General features: G+C 70.7%; 27 protein-coding genes. 13 read left to right on the forward strand and 14 right to left on the reverse strand.

Going from position 1 to position 26,264, the window contains the following annotated elements; genetic code table 11:
- The first annotated feature begins 1 nt into the window (after position 1).
- Positions 2 to 847: an SDR family NAD(P)-dependent oxidoreductase gene (locus tag MME74_RS01115; protein WP_267416804.1), complete on the forward strand. Its 846-nt coding sequence runs from the start codon at positions 2 to 4 to the stop codon at positions 845 to 847.
- Between the two features lie 66 nt (positions 848 to 913).
- Here MME74_RS01115 and MME74_RS01120 read toward each other — a convergent pair whose 3' ends face one another.
- The 3 genes from MME74_RS01120 to MME74_RS01130 all read right to left on the reverse strand — a co-directional run bounded on the left by MME74_RS01120 (position 914) and on the right by MME74_RS01130 (position 3,018).
- Positions 914 to 1,486: a PIN domain-containing protein gene (locus tag MME74_RS01120; RefSeq protein ID WP_267416805.1), complete on the reverse strand. Its 573-nt coding sequence runs from the start codon at positions 1,484 to 1,486 to the stop codon at positions 914 to 916.
- 40 nt (positions 1,487 to 1,526) lie between these two features.
- Positions 1,527 to 2,036: an excisionase family DNA-binding protein gene (locus MME74_RS01125; RefSeq protein WP_267416806.1), complete on the reverse strand. Its 510-nt coding sequence runs from the start codon at positions 2,034 to 2,036 to the stop codon at positions 1,527 to 1,529.
- Between the two features lie 166 nt (positions 2,037 to 2,202).
- Positions 2,203 to 3,018 (reverse strand): zinc-ribbon domain-containing protein, encoded by an 816-nt coding sequence (locus MME74_RS01130; protein ID WP_267418615.1) that lies wholly within the window; start codon positions 3,016 to 3,018, stop codon positions 2,203 to 2,205.
- A gap of 160 nt (positions 3,019 to 3,178) precedes the next feature.
- On the opposite strand from MME74_RS01130, the gene dinB reads away from it, so the two are divergent.
- Together dinB and MME74_RS01140 are read left to right on the forward strand one after the other, a co-directional pair.
- A complete protein-coding gene (dinB, locus tag MME74_RS01135) occupies positions 3,179 to 4,375 on the forward strand; it encodes a DNA polymerase IV (protein ID WP_267416807.1) in 1,197 nt (398 codons plus the stop codon).
- Between the two features lie 79 nt (positions 4,376 to 4,454).
- On the forward strand, positions 4,455 to 4,763 hold the full coding sequence (locus MME74_RS01140; protein ID WP_267416808.1) for a hypothetical protein: 309 nt from the start codon (positions 4,455 to 4,457) through the stop codon (positions 4,761 to 4,763).
- Between the two features lie 34 nt (positions 4,764 to 4,797).
- Here the strand turns inward: MME74_RS01140 and MME74_RS01145 are convergent, their stop codons facing one another.
- Complete coding sequence (locus MME74_RS01145) at positions 4,798 to 5,148, reverse strand: nuclear transport factor 2 family protein (protein ID WP_267416809.1); 351 nt, start codon at positions 5,146 to 5,148, stop codon at positions 4,798 to 4,800.
- Positions 5,141 to 5,890, reverse strand: a complete 750-nt coding sequence (locus tag MME74_RS01150) for an SDR family NAD(P)-dependent oxidoreductase (protein WP_267416810.1) — start codon at positions 5,888 to 5,890, stop codon at positions 5,141 to 5,143. The genes MME74_RS01145 and MME74_RS01150 overlap by 8 nt, the downstream gene beginning before the upstream one ends.
- An 88-nt stretch (positions 5,891 to 5,978) precedes the next feature.
- Here MME74_RS01150 and MME74_RS01155 point away from each other — a divergent pair, with 88 nt between their 5' ends.
- Together MME74_RS01155 and MME74_RS01160 are read left to right on the forward strand one after the other, a co-directional pair.
- The gene (locus MME74_RS01155; RefSeq protein ID WP_267416811.1) at positions 5,979 to 6,953 is read left to right on the forward strand and encodes a C-terminal binding protein; all 975 of its coding nucleotides are present in this window, start codon (positions 5,979 to 5,981) and stop codon (positions 6,951 to 6,953) included.
- A 13-nt stretch (positions 6,954 to 6,966) separates the two neighbouring features.
- The gene (locus tag MME74_RS01160; protein ID WP_267416812.1) at positions 6,967 to 7,821 is read left to right on the forward strand and encodes a fumarylacetoacetate hydrolase family protein; all 855 of its coding nucleotides are present in this window, start codon (positions 6,967 to 6,969) and stop codon (positions 7,819 to 7,821) included.
- Between the two features lie 106 nt (positions 7,822 to 7,927).
- Here the strand turns inward: MME74_RS01160 and MME74_RS01165 are convergent, their stop codons facing one another.
- From MME74_RS01165 to MME74_RS01185, 5 genes are all read right to left on the reverse strand, one after another.
- Positions 7,928 to 8,776 (reverse strand): SMP-30/gluconolactonase/LRE family protein, encoded by an 849-nt coding sequence (locus tag MME74_RS01165; protein ID WP_267416813.1) that lies wholly within the window; start codon positions 8,774 to 8,776, stop codon positions 7,928 to 7,930.
- Positions 8,773 to 9,654: a hypothetical protein gene (locus MME74_RS01170; protein WP_267416814.1), complete on the reverse strand. Its 882-nt coding sequence runs from the start codon at positions 9,652 to 9,654 to the stop codon at positions 8,773 to 8,775. Before MME74_RS01170 ends, MME74_RS01165 begins: the two co-directional genes overlap by 4 nt.
- 68 nt (positions 9,655 to 9,722) lie before the next feature.
- Positions 9,723 to 10,961 carry a D-mannonate dehydratase ManD gene (gene manD / locus MME74_RS01175; protein WP_267416480.1) on the reverse strand — a complete coding sequence of 413 codons (1,239 nt, stop codon included), beginning with the start codon at positions 10,959 to 10,961 and terminating at the stop codon, positions 9,723 to 9,725.
- Complete coding sequence (locus tag MME74_RS01180) at positions 10,958 to 12,145, reverse strand: N-acetylglucosamine-6-phosphate deacetylase (RefSeq protein WP_267416815.1); 1,188 nt, start codon at positions 12,143 to 12,145, stop codon at positions 10,958 to 10,960. The genes manD and MME74_RS01180 overlap by 4 nt, the downstream gene beginning before the upstream one ends.
- Complete coding sequence (locus MME74_RS01185; protein ID WP_267416817.1) at positions 12,142 to 12,924, reverse strand: 6-phosphogluconolactonase; 783 nt, start codon at positions 12,922 to 12,924, stop codon at positions 12,142 to 12,144. The genes MME74_RS01180 and MME74_RS01185 overlap by 4 nt, the downstream gene beginning before the upstream one ends.
- 138 nt (positions 12,925 to 13,062) lie before the next feature.
- On the opposite strand from MME74_RS01185, the gene MME74_RS01190 reads away from it, so the two are divergent.
- The 7 genes from MME74_RS01190 (at position 13,063) to MME74_RS01220 (ending at position 20,460) form a co-directional block, all read left to right on the forward strand.
- Complete coding sequence (locus MME74_RS01190) at positions 13,063 to 14,079, forward strand: LacI family DNA-binding transcriptional regulator (protein WP_267416818.1); 1,017 nt, start codon at positions 13,063 to 13,065, stop codon at positions 14,077 to 14,079.
- Between the two features lie 33 nt (positions 14,080 to 14,112).
- Positions 14,113 to 15,114 (forward strand): Gfo/Idh/MocA family protein, encoded by a 1,002-nt coding sequence (locus MME74_RS01195; RefSeq protein ID WP_267416820.1) that lies wholly within the window; start codon positions 14,113 to 14,115, stop codon positions 15,112 to 15,114.
- Between the two features lie 38 nt (positions 15,115 to 15,152).
- Positions 15,153 to 16,184 carry a Gfo/Idh/MocA family protein gene (locus tag MME74_RS01200; protein WP_267416821.1) on the forward strand — a complete coding sequence of 344 codons (1,032 nt, stop codon included), beginning with the start codon at positions 15,153 to 15,155 and terminating at the stop codon, positions 16,182 to 16,184.
- A gap of 15 nt (positions 16,185 to 16,199) precedes the next feature.
- Positions 16,200 to 17,063: a Gfo/Idh/MocA family protein gene (locus tag MME74_RS01205; protein WP_267416822.1), complete on the forward strand. Its 864-nt coding sequence runs from the start codon at positions 16,200 to 16,202 to the stop codon at positions 17,061 to 17,063.
- A 234-nt stretch (positions 17,064 to 17,297) separates the two neighbouring features.
- Positions 17,298 to 18,578, forward strand: a complete 1,281-nt coding sequence (locus MME74_RS01210; RefSeq protein ID WP_267416823.1) for an extracellular solute-binding protein — start codon at positions 17,298 to 17,300, stop codon at positions 18,576 to 18,578.
- On the forward strand, positions 18,578 to 19,558 hold the full coding sequence (locus tag MME74_RS01215) for a carbohydrate ABC transporter permease (RefSeq protein ID WP_267416824.1): 981 nt from the start codon (positions 18,578 to 18,580) through the stop codon (positions 19,556 to 19,558). The genes MME74_RS01210 and MME74_RS01215 overlap by 1 nt, the downstream gene beginning before the upstream one ends.
- A complete protein-coding gene (locus tag MME74_RS01220) occupies positions 19,555 to 20,460 on the forward strand; it encodes a carbohydrate ABC transporter permease (RefSeq protein ID WP_267416825.1) in 906 nt (301 codons plus the stop codon). Before MME74_RS01215 ends, MME74_RS01220 begins: the two co-directional genes overlap by 4 nt.
- Positions 20,461 to 20,567: 107 nt before the next feature.
- On the opposite strand, the gene MME74_RS01225 is transcribed toward MME74_RS01220, so the two are convergent.
- Positions 20,568 to 21,962: a mannitol dehydrogenase family protein gene (locus MME74_RS01225; protein ID WP_267416826.1), complete on the reverse strand. Its 1,395-nt coding sequence runs from the start codon at positions 21,960 to 21,962 to the stop codon at positions 20,568 to 20,570.
- Positions 21,963 to 22,011: 49 nt separating this feature from the next.
- Positions 22,012 to 23,130 (reverse strand): substrate-binding domain-containing protein, encoded by a 1,119-nt coding sequence (locus tag MME74_RS01230; protein ID WP_267416827.1) that lies wholly within the window; start codon positions 23,128 to 23,130, stop codon positions 22,012 to 22,014.
- Between the two features lie 223 nt (positions 23,131 to 23,353).
- On the opposite strand from MME74_RS01230, the gene MME74_RS01235 reads away from it, so the two are divergent.
- Entirely contained in the window at positions 23,354 to 25,012 is a 1,659-nt protein-coding gene (locus tag MME74_RS01235) for an Ig-like domain-containing protein (protein WP_267416828.1), read from the forward strand.
- Between the two features lie 105 nt (positions 25,013 to 25,117).
- Here MME74_RS01235 and MME74_RS01240 read toward each other — a convergent pair whose 3' ends face one another.
- The gene (locus MME74_RS01240) at positions 25,118 to 25,741 is read right to left on the reverse strand and encodes a hypothetical protein (RefSeq protein ID WP_267416829.1); all 624 of its coding nucleotides are present in this window, start codon (positions 25,739 to 25,741) and stop codon (positions 25,118 to 25,120) included.
- A 35-nt stretch (positions 25,742 to 25,776) separates the two neighbouring features.
- A complete protein-coding gene (locus MME74_RS01245; protein ID WP_267416830.1) occupies positions 25,777 to 26,214 on the reverse strand; it encodes a VOC family protein in 438 nt (145 codons plus the stop codon).
- Positions 26,215 to 26,264: the final 50 nt, after the last annotated feature.

Consider the following 26,264-nt stretch of genomic DNA (forward strand, 5'->3'; position numbering starts at 1 on the left):
GATGACAGACTCCCCGCGCAGCGTCGTCACGAACCGCAGCGTCGTCACGAACCGCAGTGTCGTCACGAACCGCAGTGTCGTCGTGACCGGCAGCGGCAAGGGCATCGGCCGAGCCATCGCGGAGCGCCTGACCGCCGACGGCTGGATCGTGGTCGGGCTCGAGCGCTCGCCGGGGTCCGGCACGGTCGAAGAGGGCATCGTGGCGGAGGTCGTGCTCGGCGACGCCGCCGACCGCGCGACGCATGAGCGCGCCGCCGCAGCCGCCCGCGCCCGGGCGCCTCTCGCCGGCTGGGTGAACAACGCCGGCATCACGAAGCGCACGCCGCTGCACGACCTTGACGAGGACACCGTGCGCGAGATCCTCGGCATCAACGGCTTCGGATACATCTGGGGCTGCTCGACCGCGGTCTCGGCCTTCGTGGATCAGGGCGTCGCGGGGGCGATCGTGAACATCGGCTCGATCCACGGCCGCGCGTCCTTCACTGATCACGCGGCCTACGAGTTCACGAAGGGCGGCATCGACGCGCTGACCCGCAGCGTCGCCGTGACTTACGGCGGACTCGGCATCCGCGCCAACACCGTCGCGCCGGGCGGCGTGCGCACCCCGCACCTCGAAGCCCAGATCGCGCGGGCCGCCGACCCGGCCGCCGAGGAGCGCGCACTCGCCGAGGGACCGCCCATGGGGCGCATCGCCCGTGCCGAGGAGGTCGCGGCCGTCACGGCGTTCCTGCTCTCCGACGAGGCTCCGTATCTCTCGGGGCAGTCCATCGCGGTCGACGGCGCCTGGACGGCATCCTTCGGCGACATCGCGGTCGACCACGCGCTGCGGGAACGGTTCGGGGCCTGACGGTCGGGCAGCAAGAGGGACCGAGGCGATGGAGAGGTCCGTCACGGGTGACCTCGACGATCTTCCTCAGAGGAGAGATCGCACGACCGCATGAGCACCTGTCATGGCGTAGCGATCGCGAAGCTCGTCGAGCAGCGCGCCGGGAGTCGTGTTGCGTCGTGTCGACAGCTGCAGGAGGGACCGAGCCCCCGCATGTGGATGTGCTGCGACCGTGTTCGCCGCGAATTCTGCGGGGTTGAGCGTCTCGATATTGGCGTCGCGGAGAGCTCGCGACGTCCGGAATCCGGCTCGCTCGTCGTCCGTCACGATGGCGTCCGCCTTCCCGATGATCGCGGCGTGCGCGACATGTCCGTCGTCGCGATCCTCGAGCTGATAGTCGTACGCCCTGTTCTTCGGTGCCGTGATGGTCGACCCCGGGAAGGCTTTCGTCATCTCCTCGAACAGGTGGGCGCGAGCGTGATCGCTGTCGCCGGGATCGACGCCCCGCCGGTCATCGATCCGCGCGAGGACGTAGTCGAGTTCGAACAGGATCCCCGTGCCCCATAGGGGTGCGTATGCTCTCTCTGCCGCGAGCTGGAGCAGGAAATCACGCTGAAGGCCAGGCACGAGGGCGCAGGTGTCGAGGACGGCCGTGTACACCCGATGAGTGTTCCACAGCCGCTGCGCGTCTATCGCTGCGTCAGCGAGCTTTGCGGGCTTCTGTGAGCAATTCCGAGATGTCGTCGACGTCTGCGTCGCTGTACCGGGCGGAACTCTCCGCGATGAAAGCACGGCGACGCGACTGAATCTCATCCCGGTATGCCAGGACGTCGGAGAGGTAGAGCTTCCGCCTCACCGTTCCGGGGACGTGTGCAGGGAGTTCGCCGGCCTCGATCAGCTGCACGACGGTGGGCCGACTGATACCGAGGATCTCGCCGGCCTGCTGAGTCGTGAGCTCCTGATCACGAGCGGAGATGCTGACGGACTGACCGTGACTCAACGCAGCTGCTGCTTGTCTGAGGACGGCGTAGAGCTGTTCACTGAGCTCGACACGGTCATGTTCGCCCGCACCGCTGAGGAAGAAGCTCGGCTCCGGTGCTCCGCCGCGGCGCGCCTCGTGCGCTTCCATGAAGCTGAGCAGCGTGGCGATCTGATCCGCCTGTTCGGGTACCGGGGAAACGGTCGTGTCCTGCGCGCGTGATGCAGCCATGAACTTCTCCTCGGCCCGCCGGCTTGATGTGAACGGGACGTTTACAGGTTATCGCTGAAACGAAAGAAACGAAAGATGCGTAAGAAACGAAGGCGGCGACATCGCGGTCGACCCCGCCCTGCGGGAGCGGTTCGGGGCCTGACGGTCGGGCAGCCGCAGGCCGTCGTCAGCGGAGATACGCGTCCACGAGCAGCGCACCGCGGATGACGCGCAGCTCGTCGAGGATGCGCCTCAGGCTCTTCGCGCTCACCGAGGACAGCGCGAGGTCGTGCGGACCGAGAGGTTCGAGCTTTCCGGTCCGGATGCGGATGACCTCCCAGCCCGCGGCGCGGAGGGCGCGGTCCTTGCGCAGGTCGGCGTCCTGCCGCTTGCCGACGTGCTCCAGACCGTGGCGCCCGACGGTGTCGTACTCGAGCGCGACGCGCAGCTCCGGGGGCACGATGTCGGGCCAGACCTCGGTGTGACGGAAGAACGGGCGCGAGACCTTCACGGCGTTCACGGCCGGGTCGAACTCGATCAGGCTCTCGAGTTCCGCCCGCAGGCGTCCCTCCGCGGCGGAGGCAGGGCGCGGTGCGCACGCGCTCTCGAACGCAGTCCCCGCGGGCAGGTCGGGCGTCTTCGTGCAGATCGCGGGCGCCGGGCGACGGGGCTTGCGGGGCAGGGCGCGGGCTTCGCCGAGCACGACCGGCTGCGGGCGGGCGAGCGCGGAGCACTCCGGGCACCAGGCGGAGCGGCGTCGCACCTGTCCCGGACGCTCGCGCTGCTCTGCCGGGGTCGCGGCGAACCGGTGCCCGACCGCGCACTCCCAGCAGAGGAGCACATCGGCCGCGAGCGGGATCTGCGACAGGACGATGCCGTGGTTCAGCTCCGGATGGTACTGCCGAATCAGTTCCGGATACGCCGCCCACCCGGCACGGTAGGTGCCCACGTCATGTGGAACAGCGCGACCGCGGGAGAACTGCCGTCGCGCCCACCACTGCATCACCGCTTCCGGCACGCGCCGACCATACCCGCCGTCACAGACACCGCCTCGTGCCAGCTGACACCGATACCGATACCGATACCGGCACCGATACCGACGCCGATACCGCTTCCGGTGTCCCCGGTCCGTGCGACGATCCGCACGTCGACGGGAGAACGGGATGCGTGGGGAAGCCACGGTGCTGCATGCCGACCTCGATGCGTTCTACGCCTCGGTCGAGCAGCGTGATGCGCCGGAGCTGCGGGGCCGGCCCGTCATCGTGGGCGGCGGGGTCGTGCTGGCGGCGAGCTACGAGGCGAAGGCCCGCGGCGTGCGCACCGCCATGGGCGGACGGCAGGCGCGGGAGCTCTGCCCCGATGCGATCGTGGTCCCACCGCGCATGGACGCCTACTCTGAGGCCAGCAAACAGGTGTTCGCGATCTTCCGCGACACCACCCCGCTCGTGGAGGGGCTGTCGATCGACGAGGCGTTCCTCGAGGTCGGGGGTCTGAGGCGGATCGCGGGCAGCCCCGAGCAGATCGCGGCGCGGCTGCGCGAGCGCGTGCGCACGGAGGCCGGACTCGCCATCTCGGTCGGAGTCGCGCGCACGAAGTTCCTCGCCAAGGTCGCCAGTGCCGTGAGCAAACCCGACGGCCTGCTGGTCGTGGAGCCCGAGCGCGAGGAGGAATTCCTGCTTCCCCTGCCGGTGGAGAGGCTGTGGGGCGTGGGGGCGGTGACGGCGGAGAAGCTGCACCGCTACGGCGTCCGCACGGTGGGGCAGCTCGCCGAGCTCGAGGCGGCCACCGCCGAGCGGATGCTGGGCAAGGCGACCGGGGCCCATGTGCACGCGCTGGCCCGGCTGCGGGACCCGCGCCCGGTCGACACCACTCGGCGACGCGGGTCCATCGGCTCGCAGCGGGCGCTCGGCAGCCGACCGCGATCGGCCGAGGAGCTCGACCTCATCCTCACCCAGATCGTCGACCGGCTCGCTCGGCGGCTGCGCGACGGCGGCCGTGTCTGCCGCACCGTCGTGCTGCGTCTCCGGTTCGGCGACTTCTCGAAGGCCACGCGCTCCCGCTCGCTCCGCGCGCCGACCGACCGCACCGCCGTGCTGCTGACCCTCGCGCGCACGCTGCTCGCGGCGGCGCAGCCCGAGATCGCCGACCGCGGCATCACCCTGCTCGGCATCTCTCTGTCGCAGCTCGACCGCGCCGACCGTGTGCAGCCCGAGCTGCCGATCGACTGGGGCGACGAGGCGCGCCTCGACGGGGTGCTCGACACCCTGCGTGATCGCTACGGCGCGAGCTCGGTGTCGCGGGCGGCCCAGCTCGGCCGCGACCCGGGCTGGTCGTCCCCGATCCTGCCCGAGCACGAGTGAACCGGCACGATGCGCAGGGTTCCCGGGCCGGTCCGGTACCGTGAGCTCGACGCGCCGAGCCGAAGAAGGACGCAGCTGCATGAACGCACTCAGCCGGACGGGATGGTACCTGGTGGTGCTGGTGCGCGGGCTCCTGCTCTGGGTCCTGATCCCGTTCGCCGTCCTCGCCTGGCTTCTCGTCCATTCGTGGGCGCAGAAGGCCTCCCGCCGGCAGACGCTGTGCTGGTACGACACGCATCTGACCGTGGCGCTCGTGAAGGGTCCGTTCCGCCTGATGATCGCTCCCGAGCATCGGCGCTTCGAGCGGATTCCGAGGATGGCGGCCATGGAGTCCCGAAAGACCAGCTTCGTCGGCATGGACGCCGTCGAGCTCTTCGACCTGGTGTGATGGCGGGCGGTCCAGGACGGAGACGTGCTGCGGTTCAGGCCTTGAGCATCGACGCCCGCGCGATCAGGCCGTCCACCACGTCGAAGGTCGCGATGGTCTCGGTCGCGACGCCCGCGTTGATGACCTGCTCCTGCGCGACGACCCACCGCGTGCCGAACAGCACGCTGGTCTCGATCACGCACGACAGCTCGGGGTTCTGCAGCCGCGGCTCGTAGAAGGCGCGGATCGCGTCGGTACCCACCACGGGTTCCGGCGCGACGCCGGTGATCACGGCATCCGCGGCGTAGGTCGCGACGAACGCGTCGAGGTCGTGCGCGTTGAAGGCGTCGAGCTGCGCCTGCACGGTATCGAGGGCAGAGCGGTCGAGGGCGGTGCGGTCAGTCAATGCGAACTCCTCCGTTGACGTCGTAGGTGGCGCCGGTGATGAACCGGGCCCGCTCCGACGCGAGTGATGCGATGATCCAGGCGACGTCTTCCGGCTGCCCGAATGCACCGAGCGGGATGCCGGCCTCGAGCTTCTCGCGTCCGGCGCCCTGCAGCTGGTCGGTGATGGCGCTCGCGACCGGGCCCGGCGTGACGGCGTTCACGCGGATGCCCTCGGCGGCGAGGTGCCGGGCGAAGCTGCGTGTGATGGCGAGGATCGCGCCCTTGCTCGCGGCGTAGTGGATGCCGGTCTGCAGCGCGCCGACCTGGCCGGCGATCGAGGCGATGTTGATCACCGAGCGGTCGCCCTCGGCGGCCCGGAGCAACGGGAGAGCGCCGCGGGTCAGGAAGAAGGTGCCGCGGGCGTTGGTCTCGAGGACCATGTCCCATTCGTCGAACTCGATGTCGTCGTAGGGGGTGTACGGGCAGACGCCGCCGTTGTTGACGAGCACGTGCAGCGAGCCCCACGCGGCCGTGACCTCGGCGATGAGCGCGTCGATCGACGCGCGCTCGCGCAGGTCGAGGCGGGAGACGTGCACCTCGGGTGAGCCTGCGTCCCGGCACTCCTCGGCGATGCGGAGGGCTTCGGCCTCGCGCCCGGCATACGTGATCCAGAGGGCGGCGCCCTCGCGGGCGAGTTCGAGGGCGGCGGCGGTTCCGATACCGGAACTCGCCCCCGTGATCAGAGCGCGGCGAGCAGTCATGACTCGATGCTATAGCAAATTGTGAGGCTGTCCAGGATGTGCGGCTCGCGCTGTACAAGCATTTGCTAGATGCTATAGCATCGCTGTCATGACCGAGCCCTTCATCCTCGTCAGCGACTGCGACCTGCCAGGAACCGTCATCGAAGACACCCTCCGCCAGGCGGGACTGCGCGCCGAGCGTGCCGCATCCGGCAGCCTCGACGACATCGCCGCCGCCGGTGCCGACGCCGAGGGCCTCGTCGTCCAGTGGGCCCAGATCACCGGCGAGGTGATGGATCGGATGCCGAACCTCCGCGTCATCAGCCGCGTCGGCATCGGCTACGACATGGTCGACGTCGAGGCGGCGACCGCCCGCGGCATCGCCGTCGCGAACACCCCGAGCTACTGCATCGAGGAGGTCGCCGCGCACACCATCGCGATGATCATGACCCAGGCCCGCGGCCTCCCGGCCTACGACCGCGCCGTCCGCGCCGGCACCTGGAAGGCCGTCGACGCCCGTCCGCTCGCCGTCCGCCCGTCGACCACCACCGTCTCGGTGCTCGGCTTCGGTCGCATCGGCTCGATCGTCGCCCGCGGATGCCGGGCGCTGGGCTTCCGGGTGCTGGTCGCCGATCCCTACGCTCCCGCGGACGCCGTGCGCGAGGCCGGATGCGAGCTCGTCGAGATCCCGGACGCCGTGGCGCAGGCTGACATCCTGACCCTGCACGTGCCGCTCACCGACGCGACCCGGCACCTGATCGACGCCGCGGCCCTCGCGACCATGAAGCAGGGCGCGGTCGTGGTGAACACCTGCCGCGGTCCGCTCATCGATGAGGAGGCGCTCGCCGCCTCGCTGCGCGCCGGGCATCTGGGCGCCGCCGCGCTCGACGTGTTCGCGGGAGAGCCGCTCGCCGCGGACTCCCCCCTGCGCGACCTCGACGAGGTGCTGCTGACCCCGCACGCCGCGTGGTTCTCCCCCGAGGCGCTGGAGGATCTCCCCGTGCACGCGGCGGAGAACATCATCCGCTACCTGGCCGGCGAGTCCGTGCCGATCGTCAACCCGACCTACGCCGCCGCGCGCTGACCGAAGGATCATCATGGAACTGCTGCGACTCGGTCCCGTCGGCGACGAGCGTCCCTTCGTCCGTGACGAGGGCGTCGTGTACGACCTCTCGCCCCTCACCGTCGACATCGACGGTGCCTTCCTCGCGGCCGATGGCATCGCCCGCGTGCGCGAGGCTCTGGCCCGCGGTGAACTGAGCGCGGTCGCCGTCGACGGGCTGCGCATCGGCGCGCCCGTCGCGCGTCCGACCGCCGTGGTCTGCATCGGCCAGAACTACGCGGCCCACGCGGCCGAGTCGGGTTCGCTGCCGCCCGAGCATCCGGTCATCTTCTTCAAGCACCCGAACACGGTCGTCGGGCCGAACGACGTCGTGCTGCTGCCGCCGGGCGCCGAGAAGGTCGACTGGGAGGTCGAGCTGGCGGTCGTGATCGGCAAGACCGCGCGGTACCTGCCGTCGCCGGAGGCCGCGCGCGACGTCATCGCCGGTTACACGATCTCGAACGACGTGTCGGAGCGCGCGTATCAGCTCGACGTGTCGGGCGGACAGTGGTCGAAGGGCAAGTGCTCCGAGACGTTCAACCCGCTCGGACCCGCGCTCGTCCCCGCCGACGAGGTCGACCCGCAGGCGCTGCGACTGCGTTCGTCCGTGAACGGCGAGCCGCGTCAGGACTCCTCGACGGCGGACATGATCTTCCCGGTGCTGCAGATCGTCCACGAGCTGAGCCAGTACCTGGTGCTCGAGCCCGGCGACGTGATCAACACCGGCACCCCGCAGGGCGTCGCGCTGTCGGGCCGCTTCCCGTACCTGCAGGACGGCGACGAGATGACCATCGAGATCGAGGGACTCGGCCGTCAGCACCAGCGCACCGAGCGGGTGCACCTGGGCTGATCCGCAGTTCCCTCCCGGCGGCCTGTGTCCGGGGCACGGTTCCTTTTGCTGAGTGCACCGTGTCTCGGTCAGAGGCCGTCGGGGCGTCTCGGGGGCGGATGTCGCGTCAGCCCGCGAACGGCGTGACCGGGATGCCGCGCACGCCGGGCTGCACGGCGAAGACCGAACCGGCCTCGGTGCCGTGGTCCGCGGGCAGTCCCTGCGCGGACGTCGTGATGTAGAGCGTGTCGAGGTCGTCGCCGCCGAACGTGCAGGCGGAGGCCTGGGGCACCGGGAGCTCGATGGTCGCGATGAGCCCGCCCGTCGCGTCGTAGCCGTGCACCGCGCTGCCACCCCAGAGCGCGACCCACACGCTGCCGTCGGCGGCGACCGTCAGGCCGTCCGGCGAGCCCTGGTCGGCGGGGATCACGGCGAACGCGCGGCGGCCGCGAAGCTCGCCCTCGGCCACGTCGAACACATCGATCCGGTGCGTCGCGGTGTCGACGTAGTACGCCCGCCGGCCGTCCGGGGAGAACCCGACACCGTTGGAGATCGTGGCCCGCGGGAGCACGGTCGTGACGTTCAGGTCGGCGTCGAGGCGCAGCACGCTTCCGGCGTCCGCCGCCGCGTCGTAGGCCATGGACCCCGCGAGCAGGCGGCCGCGAGGGTCGCAGCATCCGTCGTTCATGCGCACGCACGGATCGTCGCCCAGCGAGGCGACCGCGCGGACGTCGCCGTCCACGTCATCCGCGAGGTACAGGGTGCGCGCCCCCACGGCCACGAGGCCGCCACCGGCGCGCGGCCGGGCGAAGGCGAGGTACTCGTCGTCGATGTGCTGACGGGTCACCCCGTCGGTGCGCAGCGTGAGCAGGTCGCCGGCGTTCCCGTCGACCCAGCGCAGTCCACCCCAGCCCGTCGACCACACGGGGCCTTCGGCGTGGTGCGCGACCGGGCCGGTGACGTTCTCGGGGGTCATGCTTCTTCGCGGGGCTGCGCGCGCGGCGGGGCGGGGCGCAGCGGATCGGCGACCGGGATGCGCTCGGGCTCCGGCTGCGGGGCGGTCTCGGCTGCGGGTGCGGCGGCGGGCGCGGACGCTGCCGACGGGGCGGTACCGGCCTGTGCCGGCAACTCCCGGGCCACCTGCTTCTCGAGCACGGTGACGGCCTCGTCGGAGAGCAGGATGAGCCCGTCGAGTTCCTCGCGGACGCGCTTGTAGGCGACGTTGCGCTCGGCCTGCGTGGCCGAGTCGTCGACGGCCACCTTGAGCAGCTGCTGCGCCCGCTCGAGCCGCTTGCGCTCCGGCTCGGTGAAGGTGGAGTCGCGCAGACGTCGCGCGTCCTTCTCGGCGATCTCGAACGCGACCGCGTAGTCGCCGACCGCCTGCAGGTACTCGGTGATCTGCTGCTCGGACACCTTCGCGTCGGGGGATGCCGGGCGCAGGGCGTCGGCGGTCTTCTTCGCCCGCAGGAAGGCGGCGGTCAGCGGCTGGCGTCCGTCGCTCATGGCCGGGAACGCGATGAGCTTCGCGACATCGAGCTCGTAATCGAGCCAGCGCGCGGTGATCTCGTCGTGCTCGGCGAACAGTCGCGCGACCAGGTCGTTCGGGGCGACGGATGCCGTCGTGTCGACGACAGAGGGCCCGCGGCGCTTGGACTGCTGGGTGAGGGCTCGGGCCTCGATCTCTGCGGTCTTCAGCTGCGCCTTCATGCGAAGGGTCTCCAGGCGGCGCTCGTGACGGCGCTTGGAGCCTTGCTCCCACGCCTTCGCCGCACCGCCGGCCATCCCCATGATGGGGAAGATGAGCCACCAGTAGTGCCCCGCGAAGGTCCAGAAGCCCTGGATGAACTCTTCCATGATGGGTTCAGCCTACTGCGGAGGGCCGTCGCGCCCGAGTGCAGTTGCGGGCGTGACGACCCTCGGGGTCACCAGTCGTGGACGGTGCCGTCGTGGAGGCGGTTGTAGGGGAGGTAGGCCTGCTCGTACGGGTACTTGCCCGCTTCGTCGAGGTCGAGGTCGACGCCGAGTCCGGGTTTGTTGCCGGGGTGCAGCATCCCGTCGGTCCAGGTGAACGACTGCTGGAACACCTGGTCGGTGCGGGAGCCGTGCTGCATGTACTCCTGGATGCCGAAGTTGTGGATCGACAGACCCAGGTGCATCGCGGCGGCCATCCCGACCGGGGAGATGTCGGTGGGGCCGTGCATCCCGGATTTGATCTGGTACATGGCCGCGTAGTCGAGAGTCTTCTTCAACGCGCTGATCCCACCCATGTGGGTGACCGCGCCGCGGACGTAGTCGATGAGCTGGTCGCGGATGATGTCCTTGAAGTCCCAGACCGTGTTGAAGATCTCCCCGATCGCGAGCGGCGTCGTGGTGTGCTGGCGCACCAGACGCAGAGCTTCCTGGTTCTCCGCCGGGGTGCAGTCCTCCAACCAGAACAGGTCGAACGGTTCGAGGTCCTTGCCCAGCCGTGCGGCCTGGATCGGTGTCATCCGGTGATGCCCGTCATGCAGCAACGGCAGGTCCGCCCCGAACTCGTTGCGCACCGCCTCGAACACCCCGGGCAGATGGTTCAGGTACGCCCGGGTGTCCCAGTCCTCCTCCACCGGACGCGCACCGCGGCGGGCGGGCTCGTGGTCGTACCGCGCCTCCCCACCCCCGGCGTCCGCGGCCTGCGACGCGATCCCGTAGATCGCCTTCAGGGTCGGCACCCCGGTCTGCACCCGGATCGCCCGGTATCCCTGCGCCTGGTGCGCACGGATCGAGTCGAACAGTTCGGGCAGCTCCTTCCCAGACGCGTGCCCGTAGGCGAGGAGTCCGTTCCGGCTCGCACCGCCCAGCAGTTGGTACACGGGGAGCCCGGCGACTTTCCCCTTGATGTCCCACAGGGCCATGTCGACCGCGGCGATCGCGGCCATCGTCACCGGACCCCGCCGCCAATAGGCGCTGCGGTAGAGGAACTGCCAGGTGTCCTCGATCCGCGACTCATCCGCCCCGATCAACAGCGGCACCACATGCTCGGTCAGATACGCGACCACCGCGAGCTCCCGCCCGTTCAACGTCGCATCCCCCAACCCCGTCACCCCATCCGCGGTCGTGATCTTCAACGTCACGAAATTCCGATCCGGACTGGTGACGATCACCTCAGCCTTATCGATGCTCATCGGGTGCCTCCTACGGTGGTGCGGGCGTCGGTCGTGTCGGACGCGGGTTCCCCGGCGATGAGCACCTCTCGGGGAGTGATCGAGCGGTCGCCGGGGGCCCAGTCGAAGAGCAGCACGTCGGCACGCGCGCCGACGGTCCAGTGGGGTCCGTCGTCGAGGACGGCTGCCGGGGCCGAGGTCGCGAGCCGCACGGCGGCGGCCAGAGACCCCGTCAGGCGCGCGACGGTCGCGACGCCGACGTCGAGGGTCTGTACGGACCCCGCGAGGAACCCGGTCGACACGTGCCGGAGGGCGCCGTCGTCGGCGAAGTGCACGCCGCCGCCCACGGTCGAGACGCCGCCGTCGAGCAGGGCTGCCGGTGTGGCCACGGCGTCGCTCACCAGGAAGAGGCCGTGATCGCGCTTGGCGGCGATCATGGTCGCGAGGGTGGCGTCGGGAAGATGATGGCCGTCGGCGATCACGCCGGCTGCGAGCCGCGGCTCCGCGAGCTGCGTCCACAGATAGTTCGGATGCCGGGGGAGCACCGCGTGGGCGCCGTTGCCGAGGTGCGTGGAGAGCGTGGCCCCGGCGTCGACGACCGCGGCGATCTCGGCATCCGAGGCGTGGGTGTGGCCGACCGCGACCCGCACGCCGTGCGCGACGAGGAAGCGCGTGGCCTCGACGGAGCCGGGGTGGTGCGGAGACAGCGTCACGATGCGCAGCAGGCCCGGGGCGGCGTCGAGCCAGGACTGCAGCTCGGCGATCGACGGCGGGCGGATGTGCTCGAGCGGATGCACCCCGCGAGGACCGTCCTGGTCGGACAGGCTCGGGCCTTCGACGTGGATCCCTGCGACCGCGCGGGAGGTCGTCGTCGAGTCGCGCACGGCCTCGGCGATCGCGCGGATGCGGGCGACCATCTCGGCGGGCGACGCGGTGATGACGGTGGGCAGGAAGCGGGTGACGCCGTGCCCCGCGAGTGAGCGGGCCATCGCGGCGATGTGCTCCGGGTCGGGCTCGGCGGCGTTGGCATCCCCCTCGAGATGCCCGTTCACCTGCAGGTCGATCAGTCCGGGGCCGATCCAGGGTGCGCCGTCGCCGGGGTCGGCGATCCGCGCGAGGGAGCCGATGCGGCCGTGCTCCACGACGAGTTCGAGTCCGCCGGAGCCGAGGGCGTCGCGTCCGCGCAGGACGGCCGCCGCGGTCATCGTGCCGCCTGCACGGCCTCGACGGGAGAGGGGTGCAGCAGCGAGGCGGCGTCGCGGTCCACGTGCACCTCGCAGTGGGAGTGCCGGCGCAGCACGGTGCACGGCCAGTGGGCGCTGATGGGCTCCTCGACGAGGGCGCGGACGGCTTCGGCCTTGCGCGCATCGGGGACGGCGCACACCAGGTGGGCACCGTTCATCAGGGCGGGGATGGTCAGCGTCAGCGCATGGGTGGGCACGGCGTCGAGGGTATCGAAGCACTCGTCGTCGACCTGCTGCACGCGGCTCGCCAGGTCGAGCTGCACGGTGCGCACGGGGCAGGGGTCGGTGAGGTCGGCGTCGGGCGGGTCGTTGAACGCGATGTGCCCGTTGACCCCGATGCCCAGGCACACCAGGTCGATGGGGCCCTCGGCGAGCAGCGCGGCGTACTCCTCGGTCGCGGCCTCCGTGCCGAGCTCGGTGCGCATCGGGTGGAAGGCGGCGGGCTGCACCGCGTCGACGAGGTGCGCGCGGAGCCAGTTGCCGAAGCGCTGGGGAGCCGCGACGTCGAGACCGATGTACTCGTCCATGTGCAGGATCGTGATGCGGTCCCACGGCACGTCGACCTCCGCGGCGAGGGCGCGGTAGACGTCGAGCTGACTCGGGGCGGCGGCGGCGATCATCCGTGCAGAGCCTCGCGCGGCCACGGCCTCGCGCAGCGTGTGCGCAGCCGATCGTGCGGCGGCGGCGCCCATCGCGGGGCGGTCGGGGTGGGCGTGCAGGGCGAACGTCGTCGTGCTCATGATTCGCAAGAGTAATGCAACCGCTTGCAAAGTCAAGCCCCGGATCGCGATCGGATGCGGGGTGCGACGGGCGCGTCCGTGCTCCGCGCGCCCCTCCGATCGCGCGCGGCGGCGGTGCACGGGCTTAGTGTGTGTGACGTGACAGGCAATAGGAAGCCGGCATCCGGTTCGGTGACGATCGGCGACATCGCGCGCGTGGCCGGGGTCTCGCGCTCGACGGTGTCGCGCGCGTTCAGCCGCCCCGAGCTGCTCAACCCCGAGACGGTCCGGCGCGTGAAGGCGGCGGCCGAAGAACTCGGGTACGTCGTGAACCACGCGGCCCGAGCGCTGTCCACCGGACGCTTCGGCAACGTCGCCGTGGTCGTGCCCGATATCGCCAACCCGTTCTTCCCGCCGCTCGTGCGCCGCGTGCAGACCCTGGCCGACGCCGCCGGGTACGCGGTGTTCCTCGGCGACTCCGACGAGATCGCCGACCGCGAGGCCAACCTCACGTCGCGGCTCAGCGCCCAGGTCGAGGGCTTCGTGCTCGCCTCGCCGCGACTCGACGAGGAGCGCATCCGCGAGCTCGATGCCGCGCGGCCCGTGGTGCTCGTGAACCGCGACATCGACGGCCTGGCGCGGGTGCTCATCGACCCCAGCGGCGGGCTCGACGAGGCCGTGGCGCACCTGCACCGCCTCGGCCACCAGCGCGTCGTGTACCTCTCCGGGCCCCGCGAGTCGTGGTCCGACCAGCAGCGTCGGTCGGCTCTCGCCCGGGCCGCCGAGCGTGCGGGTCTCGAGGTGATCGTGCAGGAGCTCGGGCGTCCGAGCTCGGCCGCCGGGCGCGACGCGGTGGGCGGCATCCTCGCGTCCGAGGCGACCGCCGTCATCGCGTTCGACGACGTGGTCGCGCAGGGCGTCATGGCCGGGCTGGCCCTTCGCGGCATCGACGTGCCGCGCGACATCAGCGTGATCGGATGCGACGACACCCTCGCCTCCGGCACGCATCCCGCACTCACCACGATCTCCGCGGCATCGGCTGCGGCGGGGGATGCCGCGGCCGAGCTGCTGCTCGGCATCCTCGCCGGCGGGGAGCGGTCGGATGCCCGCGTCACGATCGCCACGCACCTGGTCGTCCGGGCCACGACGGAGGCCGTGCACAGCATCGGCGGTTGACCATGCAACCGGTCGCATGATTTACTGTCGCCCATGCCTCGGATCGCGATCATCGGTGCCGCCCATCCGCACGTCGACTATGTGCTCGACGAGCTGACCCGGGCCGACCGCGCCGACTTCGTGCTCGTCGGGGTGCAGGACTCCGACCGTGCGGTCGCCGAGCACCACGCCGCCCGATTCGGCGTCCCGGCGTACGACCGGGCCGACGATCTGCTGGCCGAGGGCGTCGACATCGCGGTCATCGCCGGCGTGTACGGAGCTCGCGGCTCCGACGTCGTCGCCGCGCTCCGCGCCGGGGCCCACGTGCTCGCCGACAAGCCGCTGTGCACGACGCTTGACGAGCTCGACGAGATCGAGGCGGTCGCGGCGGAGGTCGGGCGCACCGTGAACCTGCTCCTCGAGAAGCGCGGCTACCCGGAGACGCTGGCCGCCCTCGACGTGGTCAGGGCGGGGGAGCTGGGCGACATCGTCGGCATCACCTCCTCCGGACCCCACAAGCTCAACCGCGACCAGCGTCCGGCGTGGTTCTTCGACCGCGCGCAGTACGGCGGCATCCTCACCGACCTCTCGGTGCACGATCTCGATGCCGCGCTGCTGTTCGCGCCCGCCGACGAGGGCGTCGTGCGCGGCGCCGTGTCCGCCCCGCTCGGCGGTGCGGAGGGATTCACCCGCTACGGGGCCGCGACTCTCACGACCCCGAACACGGTGGTCAGCGCGGAGGTCAGCTGGCTCACGCCGCAGGCCTCCGATGTGCACGGCGACTACCGCCTGCGACTGATCGGCACCCGCGGCACGGCGGAGATCTTCTGGGCACGCGGTCGCGTCGAGGTGACCACCGAGGACCGGGCGACGCGGGATCTCGATCTTCCGCCGGGTCTGCGTCCGGCGGAGGAGGCCCTCGACGCGTTCGCCGCCGGCCGCACCCCCGCGGTCGGCACGCGCGACTCCCTCGCGGCGACCCGGCTCGCGCTCCTCGCCCAGGAATCCGCCGACCGCGACGGCGCCGCGCTCCCCTGGTCGCGCCTCTCAGACTGACCCCGACGGACGCCCCGACGTCCATGACAGGAGACATCATGACCGAAACGCTGCGCATCGCGATCGTCGGCGCGGGGGTGATCGGCGCCGTCCACGCGCGTCTCGTCGCGGCCCTCGGCGACGCCGGTGCTCTCGCCGCGATCATCGACCTCGACGAGGTGAGGGGGCGGGCACTCGCCGAGCAGTACGGCGTCCCCTTCCACACCTCTGCGGCGGAGGCGTACCGCACGGAGGAGCTCGACCTCGCGGCGGTGTGCCTGCCCAGTGCCTTCCACGCGGACGCGGTGGTCGAGGCGCTGGAGGCCGGGCTGGACGTGATCGTCGAGAAGCCGATCGACGTCACCCTCGACGCGGCGGACCGCATCCGCGCCGCGGAGCAGGCCTCCGGGCGCACGGTCTCCGTCATCAGTCAGCGCCGGTTCCAGCCGGTGGCCTCGTTCATCCGCCGGTCGATCGATGCCGGTGCGCTCGGACGCGTCACCTCGGGTGTCGTGGAGTCGGCCTTCTTCCGTCCGCAGGAGTATTACGAGTCCGGCGACTGGCGTGGTACCGCGGCGATCGACGGCGGCGGGGCGCTCATGAACCAGGGCATCCACGCGCTCGACCTGCTGCTGTGGATGCTCGGCACCCCGGTGTCCGTGAGCGCGAAGACCGGTCGACTCGCCCACGAGGGCATCGAGGTCGAAGACGTCGCCGGCGCCACGATCGAGTTCGAGAGCGGAGCCATCGGGCTCCTGCTGGCCAGCACCGCCGCCTACCCCGGCCTGCCCGTGCGCCTCGCGGTGCACGGCTCGGAGGGGACCGCGGTGATGGAGAACGACGGGCTGTCGTTCTTCGCCTCGGCGACCGCGGACCAGCCGGAGGCGGACGCGCTGATCGAGCACGACGTCCCCGAGGGCTGGAGCGACGTCGACATGGCGCACCGTCGGCAGTACCTCGACGTGATCGAGGCGATCCGCGGCGGAAGCCGTCCCGCGATCACCACGGACGACGGGCGCCGCGCGCTGCAGGTCGTGCTCGCCGTGTACGAGTCCGCCCGCACCGGTCGTCCCGTCGACCTCCACGAGTGAAAGAGGATGAGAGACATGGAAACGAAGAACGTCGCGATCGTCGGCATCGAGAACAGCCACGCCGAGGAGATCATCCGGTATCTCAACGTCGAGCAGCCTGCCGATGTCCCGGTGCGCGTCGTCGCGCTCGTCGCCGGTGAGGACGAGCGCACCCGCGAGCTCGCGGAGCTCGGCGGCATCGAGCGGATCGTCGCCGCGTCGTCGGACCTGCTCGGGAGCATCGACGCCCTCATCGTCACGTCCCGCGACGGGGCGCAGCATCGCGCCCACGCGGTCCCCTTCCTCGAGGCCGGCACTCCCGTCTGGGTCGACAAGCCGCTCGCGGCGAGCGTCGCAGACGCGCAGGAGATCGTCGCCGCGGCCGAGCGCGGGGGCGTCGCCCTCACCTCGTCGTCCGCGCTGCGGTGGGTGGCCGACACGGATGCGGTCGCCGAGAGCCTGCGCTCGATCGGTGAGCTCCAGGCCGTCACCGTGACCGGACCGGCGGACGCCTCCAGCCCGCACAGCGGCATCTTCTTCTACGGCATCCACATCGCCGACGTCGCGCAGCGGCTGGTCCCCGGGGAGCCGGAGGATATCGACGTGCAGCGCCTTCCCGGGGGCGTCGTCGCGCGCTACCGGGTCGACGGGGTGCTCGTGACGCTGGAGTTCATCCGTCCCGACGGCGACGGTCAGGTGCCGTTCCGGGCGACGGCCGTCGGCGGCCACGGCGTGGTCGGTCGCGACATCGTGCTCGGCGCCGACTACGTGCAGCCGGGGGTGGACGCCTTCGCCCGGATGCTCGCATCGGGAGAGCGCCCGATCCCCGAGGCGCAGCTGCTGGCACCGATCGCGGTGCTCGAAGCGGTCGCCCGCGCGGAGGCCACGATCTCGGTCTGAGAGTCTGCAACGCGGTGCAGAGAGTTCGCGCCGCGGTGCTCGGGTCGGCTGCTCCGCGCGCTCCGAGAGCGCGAAAACTGCCTGGTAATCAAACAGAAACAAAACCGTTACACCCTCTTCAACGAAGAAGCCCTTGTAATGCAACCGATTGCACGTTAGCGTGAGATTCGGTTGGACCACCCGTTCATCGGGCTCCTGTCGGAGCCCGTCGAAGAAGACCATGGAGGAACGAGAATGGCAAGACGCACCCTGATCGCGGCCGCTGCTTCACTGGCCGCGGTGCTGGCCGTCACCGGCTGCAGCTCCGGCGCCGGGAACGACTCGGAAGGCGATGCCGAGAGCGGAGACCTCCGCGTGTGGCTGATGCAGGACTCCGTGTCCGAGGATGCGGTCGCGTGGCTCGAAGACGAGTTCGCCGCCCAGAACCCCGGATCCACGCTGACCGTCGAGATGCAGCCCTGGGACGACATCGTCTCGCGGCTGCAGACCTCGCTCGCGAGCAAGTCCGAGACGCCCGACATCGTGGAGATCGGCAACACCAAGACCGCCACGTTCGCCAACGTCGGCGCTCTCGCCGACATCTCCGACCTGTACGAGGAGGTCGACGGCGATGACCTGATCCCGAGCTTCATCGACCAGGCGACCCTCGACGGCAAGACCTACGCCTACCCGCTCTACGCGGGCACCAGCGTCGTGTTCTACCGCACCGACCTGCTCGAGAAGGCCGGCATCCCCGCTCCCGAGACGCTCGACGACCTCGTCGCCGCGGCCGGTGCCGTGCAGAAGGCGAACCCCGACGGCGTCGACGGCTTTAAGGGCATCTACTTCCCCGTGGTCGACGTGCACGGGCTCGAGGGGTGGCTGTTCTCCCACGGTGCGAACTACGCCGAGGAGAAGGACGGTGCCTGGGTCAGCGGACTCGACACCCCGGAGGCCAAGGCGGCTCTCGAGCAGATGCAGACCATCTGGCAGGGCTCCGCTCTCGGTGCGCTCGACGCCAAGGAGACCGCGGGCAACCCGTGGGTGCCGTACAACAACGGCGAGGTCGCGATGTTCTCCTACCGCGTCTTCGCGCAGGACAGCATCTCGCCCGAGCTCGCCGACGTCACCGGCGTCATGGCGCTCCCGCCCGTCGAGGCCGGCGGCGAGAGCCACCAGTTCCTCGGCGGATCGAACGTCGGCATCGCGGCGAACTCCTCCCAGCAGGGACTCGCCAAGAAGGCGATGAAGCTCATCCTCAGCAAGGACTTCATGAGCCAGCTCGCCGAGGACTCCGGATGGGTCCCGGGCAACACCACGTTCGCGTCCGCCATCCCCGACGGCATCGTCGACGCGGAGCTGCAGCAGCAGATCGCCGAGACGAGTGCGCTCACCCCGGCCGCCCCGAACTGGGCGATCGTGGAGGGCAACAACATCCCGGTCGATCTCTACTCGGCGATCGCGAAGGGTGAGGACATCGACGCGGTCGTCACGCGCATCGGCGCGAAGATCGAAGCGACCCTCAACGCCGACTGATGATGGCCACTCCCGTGATCGACCTCGAGGTCGCCCCCGAGGCACCTCCGCAGCAGTCCGTTCCCCGCGCGCGCGCCCGCCGCGCGCGGGGAGCGCTGCTCCCGTACCTGCTGATCACGCCGCTGCTCGTGGCCGTGATGATCGCGCTCGGCTGGCCGCTGCTGCAGCAGTTCCTGATGTCGCTGCAGAAGTTCGGGCTCGCCCAGCAGTTCGGCAAGGAGCCCGAATGGGTCGGCCTGGCGAACTACGGACGCATCCTAGCCGACCCGAACATGTGGGTCGTGTTCTTCCGCTCGGTGCTCTTCTGCGCCGTGTGCGCCTCGCTGTCGATGGTGATCGGGATGCTGCTCGCGCTGCTGCTGACCAAGGTGAGCAGGTGGGCGCGGATCGCCCTGCAGATCACACTGCTGCTCGTGTGGGCGACGCCGGCGCTGGTGACGATGGTCATCTGGCAGTGGCTGTTCGACGCCCGCTACGGACTGGTGAACTGGATCCTGGCGCGCATCGGCTTCCCCGACATGGCCGGCTTCCCGTGGACGTCCACCCCGATGGGAGTGTTCACGATCGCGGCGATCACCGTGATCTGGGGCAGCCTGCCGCTGATCGTGTTCATGATCTACTCCGCCCTCACCCAGGTGCCCAACGAGGTGCTCGAGGCGGCGCAGCTCGACGGCGCCGGGCCCTGGACGCGCTTCCGTCACGTCACGCTGCCGCTCATCACCCCGGCGGTAATGATCGTCGGACTGCTGCAGATCGTGTGGGACCTGCGCGTGTTCACGCAGATCTACGTGCTGCAGCAGGCGGGCGTCTCGATCGAGGAGACCAACCTCCTCGGCACCTACATCTACCGGATCGGCATCGGGCAGGGCGAGTACGGCGATGCGTCGGCCCTCGCCACGATCGTGCTGATCCTCACCCTGCTGCTCACCTGGAAGTACATCGCCAAGATGTTCGCCCAGCAGAAGGAGGTCTCGGAATGAGCGTCCCGACCATGACCAGGACCACCGACATCCCCGCCGTCGTCCCTCCGCGCTCGCGGCGGACGATCGGCAGCCGCAACGACACGCGGCGGCGCACCTGGAACGGTGTCGCGGTCGTCGCCGCGTTCTTCCTCGTGTTCCCCATCTACTGGATGGTGAACACCGCGCTCTCCGAGAACGAGGAGCTCTTCTCGCGCACACCGCGGTTCTTCCCCTTCCCGCTGAGCTTCGACAGCTTCGCCGGCATCCTCGCCGACCGCGGCTTCTGGTCGGCGCTCGGGATGAGTGCCGGAGTGACCGCCGTCGTGGTGGTCGTCGCGGTGCTGTTCGGGTTCTTCGCGGCGATCGCGGTGAGCCGGTTCCGCTTCAAGGGCGGCGGCTTCATCATCCTGCTCGTGCTCATCGTGCAGATGATCCCCACCGAGGCGCTGTTCATCTCGCAGTTCCGCATGCTGGACGGCTGGAACCTGCTGAACTCGGTCGGCGGTCTGTCGCTGCTCTACATCGGCGCGGTCGTGCCGTTCACGGTATGGCTGCTGCGCGGCTTCATCCACGGCATCCCCGCGGAGCTCGAGGAGGCCGCGATGGTCGACGGATGCAGCCGCTTCGGGGCGTTCATGCGGGTCACGCTGCCGCTGCTCGGACCGGGCATCGTCACGGCGTCCGTCTTCTCCTTCCTGCAGGCGTGGAACGAGTACACGCTCGCCCTCGTCGTCATGACGAAGCCGGGCAACGCCACCCTGCCGCTGTGGCTGCAGACCTTCAGCAGCGAGCTGTCGGCCACCGACTGGGCGGGCATCATGGCCGGTGCCACGCTGATCTCGGTGCCCGTCGTCATCCTGTTCCTGTTCGTGCAGGGGCGCCTCGGTGCCGGGATGATGGCCGGAGCCGTGAAGGGCTGACGCGCCGGACACGTCGAGAGCGCCGAGCCTCAGGGCTCGGCGCTCTTTCGTCTGTGGAGGGGCTTCGCCTGTGGACGAGCGTCGATGACGCGGGCGTCGGGCCCGTGTCAGGGCACGAGGAGGCCGAGCGCGGCCGCGACGTCGGGGTCGGCGGCGAGGTCGGGAGCCAGCAGGTCGAGCAGCGTGAGATGCGGATCGGGCGCGGACGCACGCGTCGCCAGCTCGTCCGCCGCGACGTCGTCGAGGGTGCGGCCGGCGTGCTGTTCCGTCACCACGAACCGGGCCCAGGCGGCGATCACGGCGAGCGCGGCCTCTCCCGTCTCCCCTCGCTCTCGGGCGCGGCGGATCGGATCGACCACGCGCGCCCGGAGCTTCTCGCTGCCGTCCACCGCGATCTGGCGCAGGTGATGGGCGATCGCGGGATTCTCGAACCGGGCGACGAGAGCTGCGCGGTAGGCAGGCAGGTCGAGGTCGGCGGCGGGCTCCAGCAGACTCGCGTCCAGATCCCACAGGGTGTCCACCGATGCGGCGCAGGCCGGATCGGCGATGGCCTCGGCGACGGTTGTGTGACCGCGGAGGATGCCGTCGTAGGCGAGGAGCGAGTGCGCGCCGTTGAGCATCCAGAGCTTCCGCCGCTCGAACGGCTCGATGTCGGAGACGAACGATGCCCCGGCATCCTCCCAGCGCGGACGTCCGGCGCGCGAGGGCCCGCTGAGGATCCAGCTGTGGAACGGCTCGGTGACCACCAGCGCCTCGTCGCGCAGGCCCCAGCGGGCGACCGTGGCGATGTCGGCGGGCGTCGTCCGCGGGGTGATGCGGTCGACGGAGGTGCTGACCACGTCGACCTGCGCCTCGATCCACGCGCCGAGCGCGGGGGAGGTGAGCGCGGCGAGGTCGAGGAGCACGGTGCGCAGCGCGGAGCCGTTGTCGTCGATGTTGTCGCACGGGATGAGCGTGATCGTGCTGTCGGGCAGTGCGCGTCGTCGGGCGTCGAGCGACCAGAGGAGACGGCCCGGCATCGTGCGCAGCGCGCCCGGAGCGATCGCCCCGCCCGCGTCGTCATGGCGATCGACGATCGCCTCCGCCAGTGCGCAGATGTCGGCGGCGATGTCGGGATCGGTGACGTCGAGGCGGCCGTCCGCCTCGCGGCGGTAGCCCTTCTCCGTCACGGTCAGGGTCACGACCGTGACCTCGGGACGTGCCAGGTAGCCGCGCAGCGCTTCGGTGTCGGCGCCGTCGTGCGCGGCCACGATGGCCTCCACGGTCTCCAGCTCGTCACCGTCGCGCCCGCGGGTGAGCAGCGTGTAGACGTCGTCCTGACGGGCAAGGGTCGTGGCCGCATCCGGCGAACGCCCCGTGAAGGCCGCGATGCCCCACTCCCGATCCGGGTCCGCCTGCGCGGTGTACCAGGCCTGGTGTGCGCGGTGGAAGGCGCCGAGTCCGAGGTGCACGATGCGCACGGGCGCGCGCGGGGCGGTGCGTCGGGGGTGGTGATCGGACACGGGACTCCTCTGACCGGCGGCGGTGCGCTCGGGCGGCGCTCCCTCCAACCTAAGATGCCGAAGAAGTCTTTGCAAGCGGTTGCACAGATCGGCGGGTGTTCGTAGTGGAGGCCCGCACCCGGACGACGGGTTGGAGCAGCATGCGCACGGGCGCTCGATCGTCGTGACGGCTCATCTGCCGCAGCACGGTCGCCGTGGCGAGCCGACCCACCTCGCGCTTCGGCGGCGACACGGCGGTCAGCGGCAATGCGGCGTCCGCGGCCTCCTCGTCGTCGTAGGCGACGACCGCGACGTCATCCGGTGTGGTGAGGCCCGCGTCGCGCAGGCGCGGCAGAAGAGCGGTGGCCTCCCGGTCGCCGAGGCACACGACACCGTCCAGGCCCGTGGACGCGGCGCGCTGGGCGTAGTCCGTGAGCGCGGCATGATCCCAGGTCTGCCGGCGGACGACGGCGCGGGGGATGTCGGGCAGCGCGAGGTCGTCCACCGCGCGCTGGAACCCGCGCCAGGCCGCGTCGGCGGATGCGGTGTCGCCACGACCGAGGAATCCGATCCGGCGACGTCCCTGACCCACGAGGTGCCGCACGGCCGCGTAGCCGCCGGCGACGACGTCGGTGCAGACCGCGGAGAGCCGGTCGTCCGGGGCGCCGTCTGTCGGCATCCGCTCCATCAGGACGACAGGTATCGGCAGCGACCGCAGCAGATCGAGCCGCGCGGCGGGGTCGGCCAGGTGCAGCGTCGGCGTGATCAGCAGCCCTGAGCATCCGGCCGCCAGGAGCTCGCGGATGCGGCGGATCTCAAGGGCGTCGTCGTATTCGCTCGACACGACGCGCAGGGCCACGCCCGCGGCGTCGGCGACCTCGGCGATGCCCTCCACGACGGCGGGGAAGTAGTAGCTGCGGGAGGGGACGATCACGCCGATGGTGCGTCGCGGCCGCCGTGACCGCGGAGACACGTAGGTGCCGGAGCCCTGCCGCCGCACCACGACGCCCTCGTCGACCAGCTGCCCCACGGCCCGCCGCACGGTGTTGATCCCGACGGTGTACGAGGAGGCGAGGGCCCGCTCGGCCGGGAGCCGCGCCCCATCGGGCCACTCGCCCGCGTCGACCCGCTCGCGCAGCTGCTGCGCCAGGCTGAGGAACAGCGGCTGCGTGTTCGGAAACGCCCCCATCCTGCCCTCCTCGGCCCGGGTGCCCACGAGTGCAACCGTATTCATTTCCCGGCCGACGGACAAGGGGTGCAGGGCTCGCGGAGGCCTGCCGGAAGGGTGCGGATCGGCCGAGTCATTCCCCCAGTCCTTCCCTCTCGCCCCGGTCTCGTTGACCGCGGGATGCCCGCGGGTCACGGTGGCAGTCACGACGACTCCGCACTCGGCGGAGCGGAAGGAGACACCGATGAGACGCACACGCTGGCTGTCGGCGCTGGTCGCCGCGAGCCTTCTGGCCGGAGGGGTGGTCGCCGCCGGCGGCGCCGCCTCCGCGCAGGCCGTCACGACAGAGCTCACCATCACCTCGCCGACCGACGGCGACACCGTCACCGGATCGACGCTCACGGTGGAGGGAACCTTCGCGAACACCTCCGAGCTCGTGCTGGTCGTCGGCGCCCAGGAGCTCGTCCCGATCCCGGTGGCCGGCACGGCGGGTACCTGGACCGTCGACCTCGACATCTCCGACGTGGACGGACGGCTCGACCTCGCGGTGCGCGCCCGTGACCTCACCACGCTCTACACGACGTGGTCGGAGTTCCTCGCGGTCGAGGTCGACAACCCCGCCGCATCGCGCCCCGTCGTCACCATCACCTCGCCGACCGAGGGCGCCTACGCGGGGTCATCGCTCGACGTCGAGGTCGACGTGGCGTCCGATCGTGCGCTCGACGCGGTCGAGGTACGGGTCAACGGCGGCGCCTGGCAGGCGGCCACGGCGCAGGGCGGAGGCGCGTACGCGGCATCCTTCCCGGTCTCGGGCTCCGGCTTCGCGAGCATCGAGGCGCGGGCGACGGACTGCTCCGACCACGTCTCGGACTCGTCGACCACGTACGTCGCGCTCGGTGGCGCCATACCCGCAGCGCCGGTCGTCTACCACCAGGACCGCGCGATGTGGATCTGGGAGCGCGCCTCCTACGAGGCCGTGTTCGATGACGACGCCCGCGATCGTCTCGGTGCCGTGATGGACGACACGACGACCTTCGGCTCCGACGCGATCCGCACGATCTACCTGGGCGTCGACCGATACGGCACCACCGACATGCTGCGCGACTCCCGCGATGAGGTCGCGGCGTTCGTCACCTGGGCGCGCGATCGCGGGTACCACGTGCAGGCCACGGTCGCCGGCGGCACCCGCCCGCCGTACCTCGGTGCCCTGGAGCAGTTCGAGCACTTCGCGGTCGACGAGTTCGAGAAGGTGCTCGACTACAACCTGGCCGTGCCCGAGGCCGCGCGCTTCGACGGCATCAACGTCGACATCGAGCCGTACATCCTCAGCGACTGGAAGCTGCCGGACAACGGCGGCCTCCCGAACCGGTGGCTCGAGATCCTCGACACGCTCATCGAGCGGCGCGACGCCTCCGGCCTCCCGGTCCTCGTCGGTCCGGCGATCCCCCGCTGGCTCGACTCCTCGGCCTGCTGCACGTCGATCACCTGGAACGGGCAGACGAAGGCGCTCAGCGACCACATCCAGGACATGACCGACTACATCGCGATCATGGACTACCGCGACACGGCCGACGGCAGCGCGGGCATCATCGCCCAGGCGCAGCACGAGATCGACTACGCGAACCAGATCGGCAAGCCCGACTCGGTCGTCATCGGCATCGAGACCAAGGACCTCTCCGGCACGGGCGACCCCGAGACGGTGACGTTCTGGGAGGAGGGGCGCACGTACCTGGAGGGCGAGCTCGACAAGACGTACGCGGCCTTCGCCGACGACGCCTCGTTCGGCGGCATCGCCATGCACCACTACGACGACCTGCTCATGCTGCCGTCGGCGTGGGACGACACCCCGCCCGTGTACTACCCGGTGCCGGGTGCGGGTCCGGGAGGTCCGGCGCTGCCGTGACGCCCCGTGCGGCCGCGACCCTGTGACGGGGTCGCGGCCGCACGTCGGTGCTGCCCGGCGTCCGGCACCGGCCCCTTTCGCCCGGCGCCTTTCGCCCGGCGAGCGTCAGCGCAGCGTCGGCACCGCGGTCTGCGGGTCGCGGACGATGCCCTCGAGATCGTCCCTCAGGGCGGTCGCCCGCTCGGGAACGCTCGGCAGCGCGACCTCCGCACAGCGACGGGCGAGTTCGAGGTCGCCGGCCAGCCCCGCGACCCGCGCCCAGGTGAGCAGGTGCGCCGGGTGCGAAGGGTTCGCGACGGCGGCGCGTGCCCCCTCGTGGAAGTCGTCCGGCCAGGCGGTGAGCGGTCCGAAGAAGTCTTGCGACTGCCGGTCCCACTCCGAGACGAGGAACGCGACCGACTCCGCGGCATCCGTCGCCGTGGCGCCGTAGACGAAGTCGGGATCGTGGTCGTTGCGGAAGCCCGGGATGATCGACGACCGCCAGGCGCAGTCGGCTTCGCGGATCTTCGTCGGGTTGATGGCATGGCGGGAGACATCGCCCAGGGGTAGCAGGTGCGCGCCCAGATCGACGCGGAACACCCCGCGCCGCGGCTGGTGCACGACCTCCACGACGTGGGCGACCGGATCGTCGACGCGCCGCAGCACATCACCGCTGCGCACGAATCCCTGCGCCTTCAGGACCGGGTAGAACTCGGCGCGGAGGAGGGTCGTCGTCGTCTGCTTGTCCACAGAGGAGAGCGTAGTCAGTCGGGGGTGTCGGCCGGTCAGCTCTTTGTGAGGTCCTGCGCGAACATCACGAGGATGCCGCTCGGGCCGCGCAGATAGGTGAGCTTGTAGACGTCCTGGTAGTTCGCGACGCCGCGGAGCGGGTGGTAGCCGTGGCGGGCGGCGATCGTCAGCGACTCGTCGATGTCGTCGACCGAGAAGGCGATGCGATGCATGCCGATCTCGTTGGGCAGGGTCGGCTCGGTCTCGATGGCGTCCGGATGGATGTACTCGAACAGCTCGATCTGGCCGTGACCGTCCGGGGTCTGCAGCACCGCGATCTTCGCGTGGTTGCCGTCGAGTCCGACCGCGGTCGACGCCCACTCGCCGCTGACCTCGTCGCGGCCGAGCACGGTGAGACCGAGATCGGTGAAGAAGGAGATGGTCGCTTCCAGGTCACGGACGGCGATGCCGACGTTCTCGAGTGTGATGGGCATGGGTGGGATGCTACTCGCGTCTGTCGTCGTTTCGTCCCGGTCTCTGAGTG

Origin of the sequence: Microbacterium oxydans, assembly GCF_026559675.1 — a bacterium.
GTDB classification, from domain to species: domain Bacteria; phylum Actinomycetota; class Actinomycetes; order Actinomycetales; family Microbacteriaceae; genus Microbacterium; species Microbacterium oxydans_D.

Excerpts from the sequence above, each read along its gene's own strand:
- MME74_RS01230 (WP_267416827.1), bottom strand. The coding sequence starts at position 23,130 with ATGGGGGCGTTTCCGAACACGCAGCCGCTGTTCCTCAGCCTGGCGCAG.
- MME74_RS01165 (WP_267416813.1), bottom strand. The coding sequence starts at position 8,776 with ATGACCCCCGAGAACGTCACCGGCCCGGTCGCGCACCACGCCGAAGGC.
- MME74_RS01115 (WP_267416804.1), top strand. The coding sequence starts at position 2 with ATGACAGACTCCCCGCGCAGCGTCGTCACGAACCGCAGCGTCGTCACG.
- MME74_RS01140 (WP_267416808.1), top strand. The coding sequence starts at position 4,455 with ATGAACGCACTCAGCCGGACGGGATGGTACCTGGTGGTGCTGGTGCGC.
- manD (WP_267416480.1), bottom strand. The coding sequence starts at position 10,961 with ATGAGCATCGATAAGGCTGAGGTGATCGTCACCAGTCCGGATCGGAAT.
- MME74_RS01200 (WP_267416821.1), top strand. The coding sequence starts at position 15,153 with ATGACCGAAACGCTGCGCATCGCGATCGTCGGCGCGGGGGTGATCGGC.
- MME74_RS01170 (WP_267416814.1), bottom strand. The coding sequence starts at position 9,654 with ATGGAAGAGTTCATCCAGGGCTTCTGGACCTTCGCGGGGCACTACTGG.
- MME74_RS01150 (WP_267416810.1), bottom strand. The coding sequence starts at position 5,890 with ATGACTGCTCGCCGCGCTCTGATCACGGGGGCGAGTTCCGGTATCGGA.
- MME74_RS01125 (WP_267416806.1), bottom strand. The coding sequence starts at position 2,036 with ATGGCTGCATCACGCGCGCAGGACACGACCGTTTCCCCGGTACCCGAA.
- MME74_RS01180 (WP_267416815.1), bottom strand. The coding sequence starts at position 12,145 with ATGACCGCGGCGGCCGTCCTGCGCGGACGCGACGCCCTCGGCTCCGGC.
- MME74_RS01245 (WP_267416830.1), bottom strand. The coding sequence starts at position 26,214 with ATGCCCATCACACTCGAGAACGTCGGCATCGCCGTCCGTGACCTGGAA.
- MME74_RS01205 (WP_267416822.1), top strand. The coding sequence starts at position 16,200 with ATGGAAACGAAGAACGTCGCGATCGTCGGCATCGAGAACAGCCACGCC.
- MME74_RS01210 (WP_267416823.1), top strand. The coding sequence starts at position 17,298 with ATGGCAAGACGCACCCTGATCGCGGCCGCTGCTTCACTGGCCGCGGTG.
- dinB (WP_267416807.1), top strand. The coding sequence starts at position 3,179 with ATGCGTGGGGAAGCCACGGTGCTGCATGCCGACCTCGATGCGTTCTAC.
- MME74_RS01155 (WP_267416811.1), top strand. The coding sequence starts at position 5,979 with ATGACCGAGCCCTTCATCCTCGTCAGCGACTGCGACCTGCCAGGAACC.
- MME74_RS01235 (WP_267416828.1), top strand. The coding sequence starts at position 23,354 with ATGAGACGCACACGCTGGCTGTCGGCGCTGGTCGCCGCGAGCCTTCTG.
- MME74_RS01130 (WP_267418615.1), bottom strand. The coding sequence starts at position 3,018 with ATGCAGTGGTGGGCGCGACGGCAGTTCTCCCGCGGTCGCGCTGTTCCA.
- MME74_RS01220 (WP_267416825.1), top strand. The coding sequence starts at position 19,555 with ATGAGCGTCCCGACCATGACCAGGACCACCGACATCCCCGCCGTCGTC.
- MME74_RS01215 (WP_267416824.1), top strand. The coding sequence starts at position 18,578 with ATGATGGCCACTCCCGTGATCGACCTCGAGGTCGCCCCCGAGGCACCT.
- MME74_RS01195 (WP_267416820.1), top strand. The coding sequence starts at position 14,113 with ATGCCTCGGATCGCGATCATCGGTGCCGCCCATCCGCACGTCGACTAT.
- MME74_RS01160 (WP_267416812.1), top strand. The coding sequence starts at position 6,967 with ATGGAACTGCTGCGACTCGGTCCCGTCGGCGACGAGCGTCCCTTCGTC.
- MME74_RS01185 (WP_267416817.1), bottom strand. The coding sequence starts at position 12,924 with ATGAGCACGACGACGTTCGCCCTGCACGCCCACCCCGACCGCCCCGCG.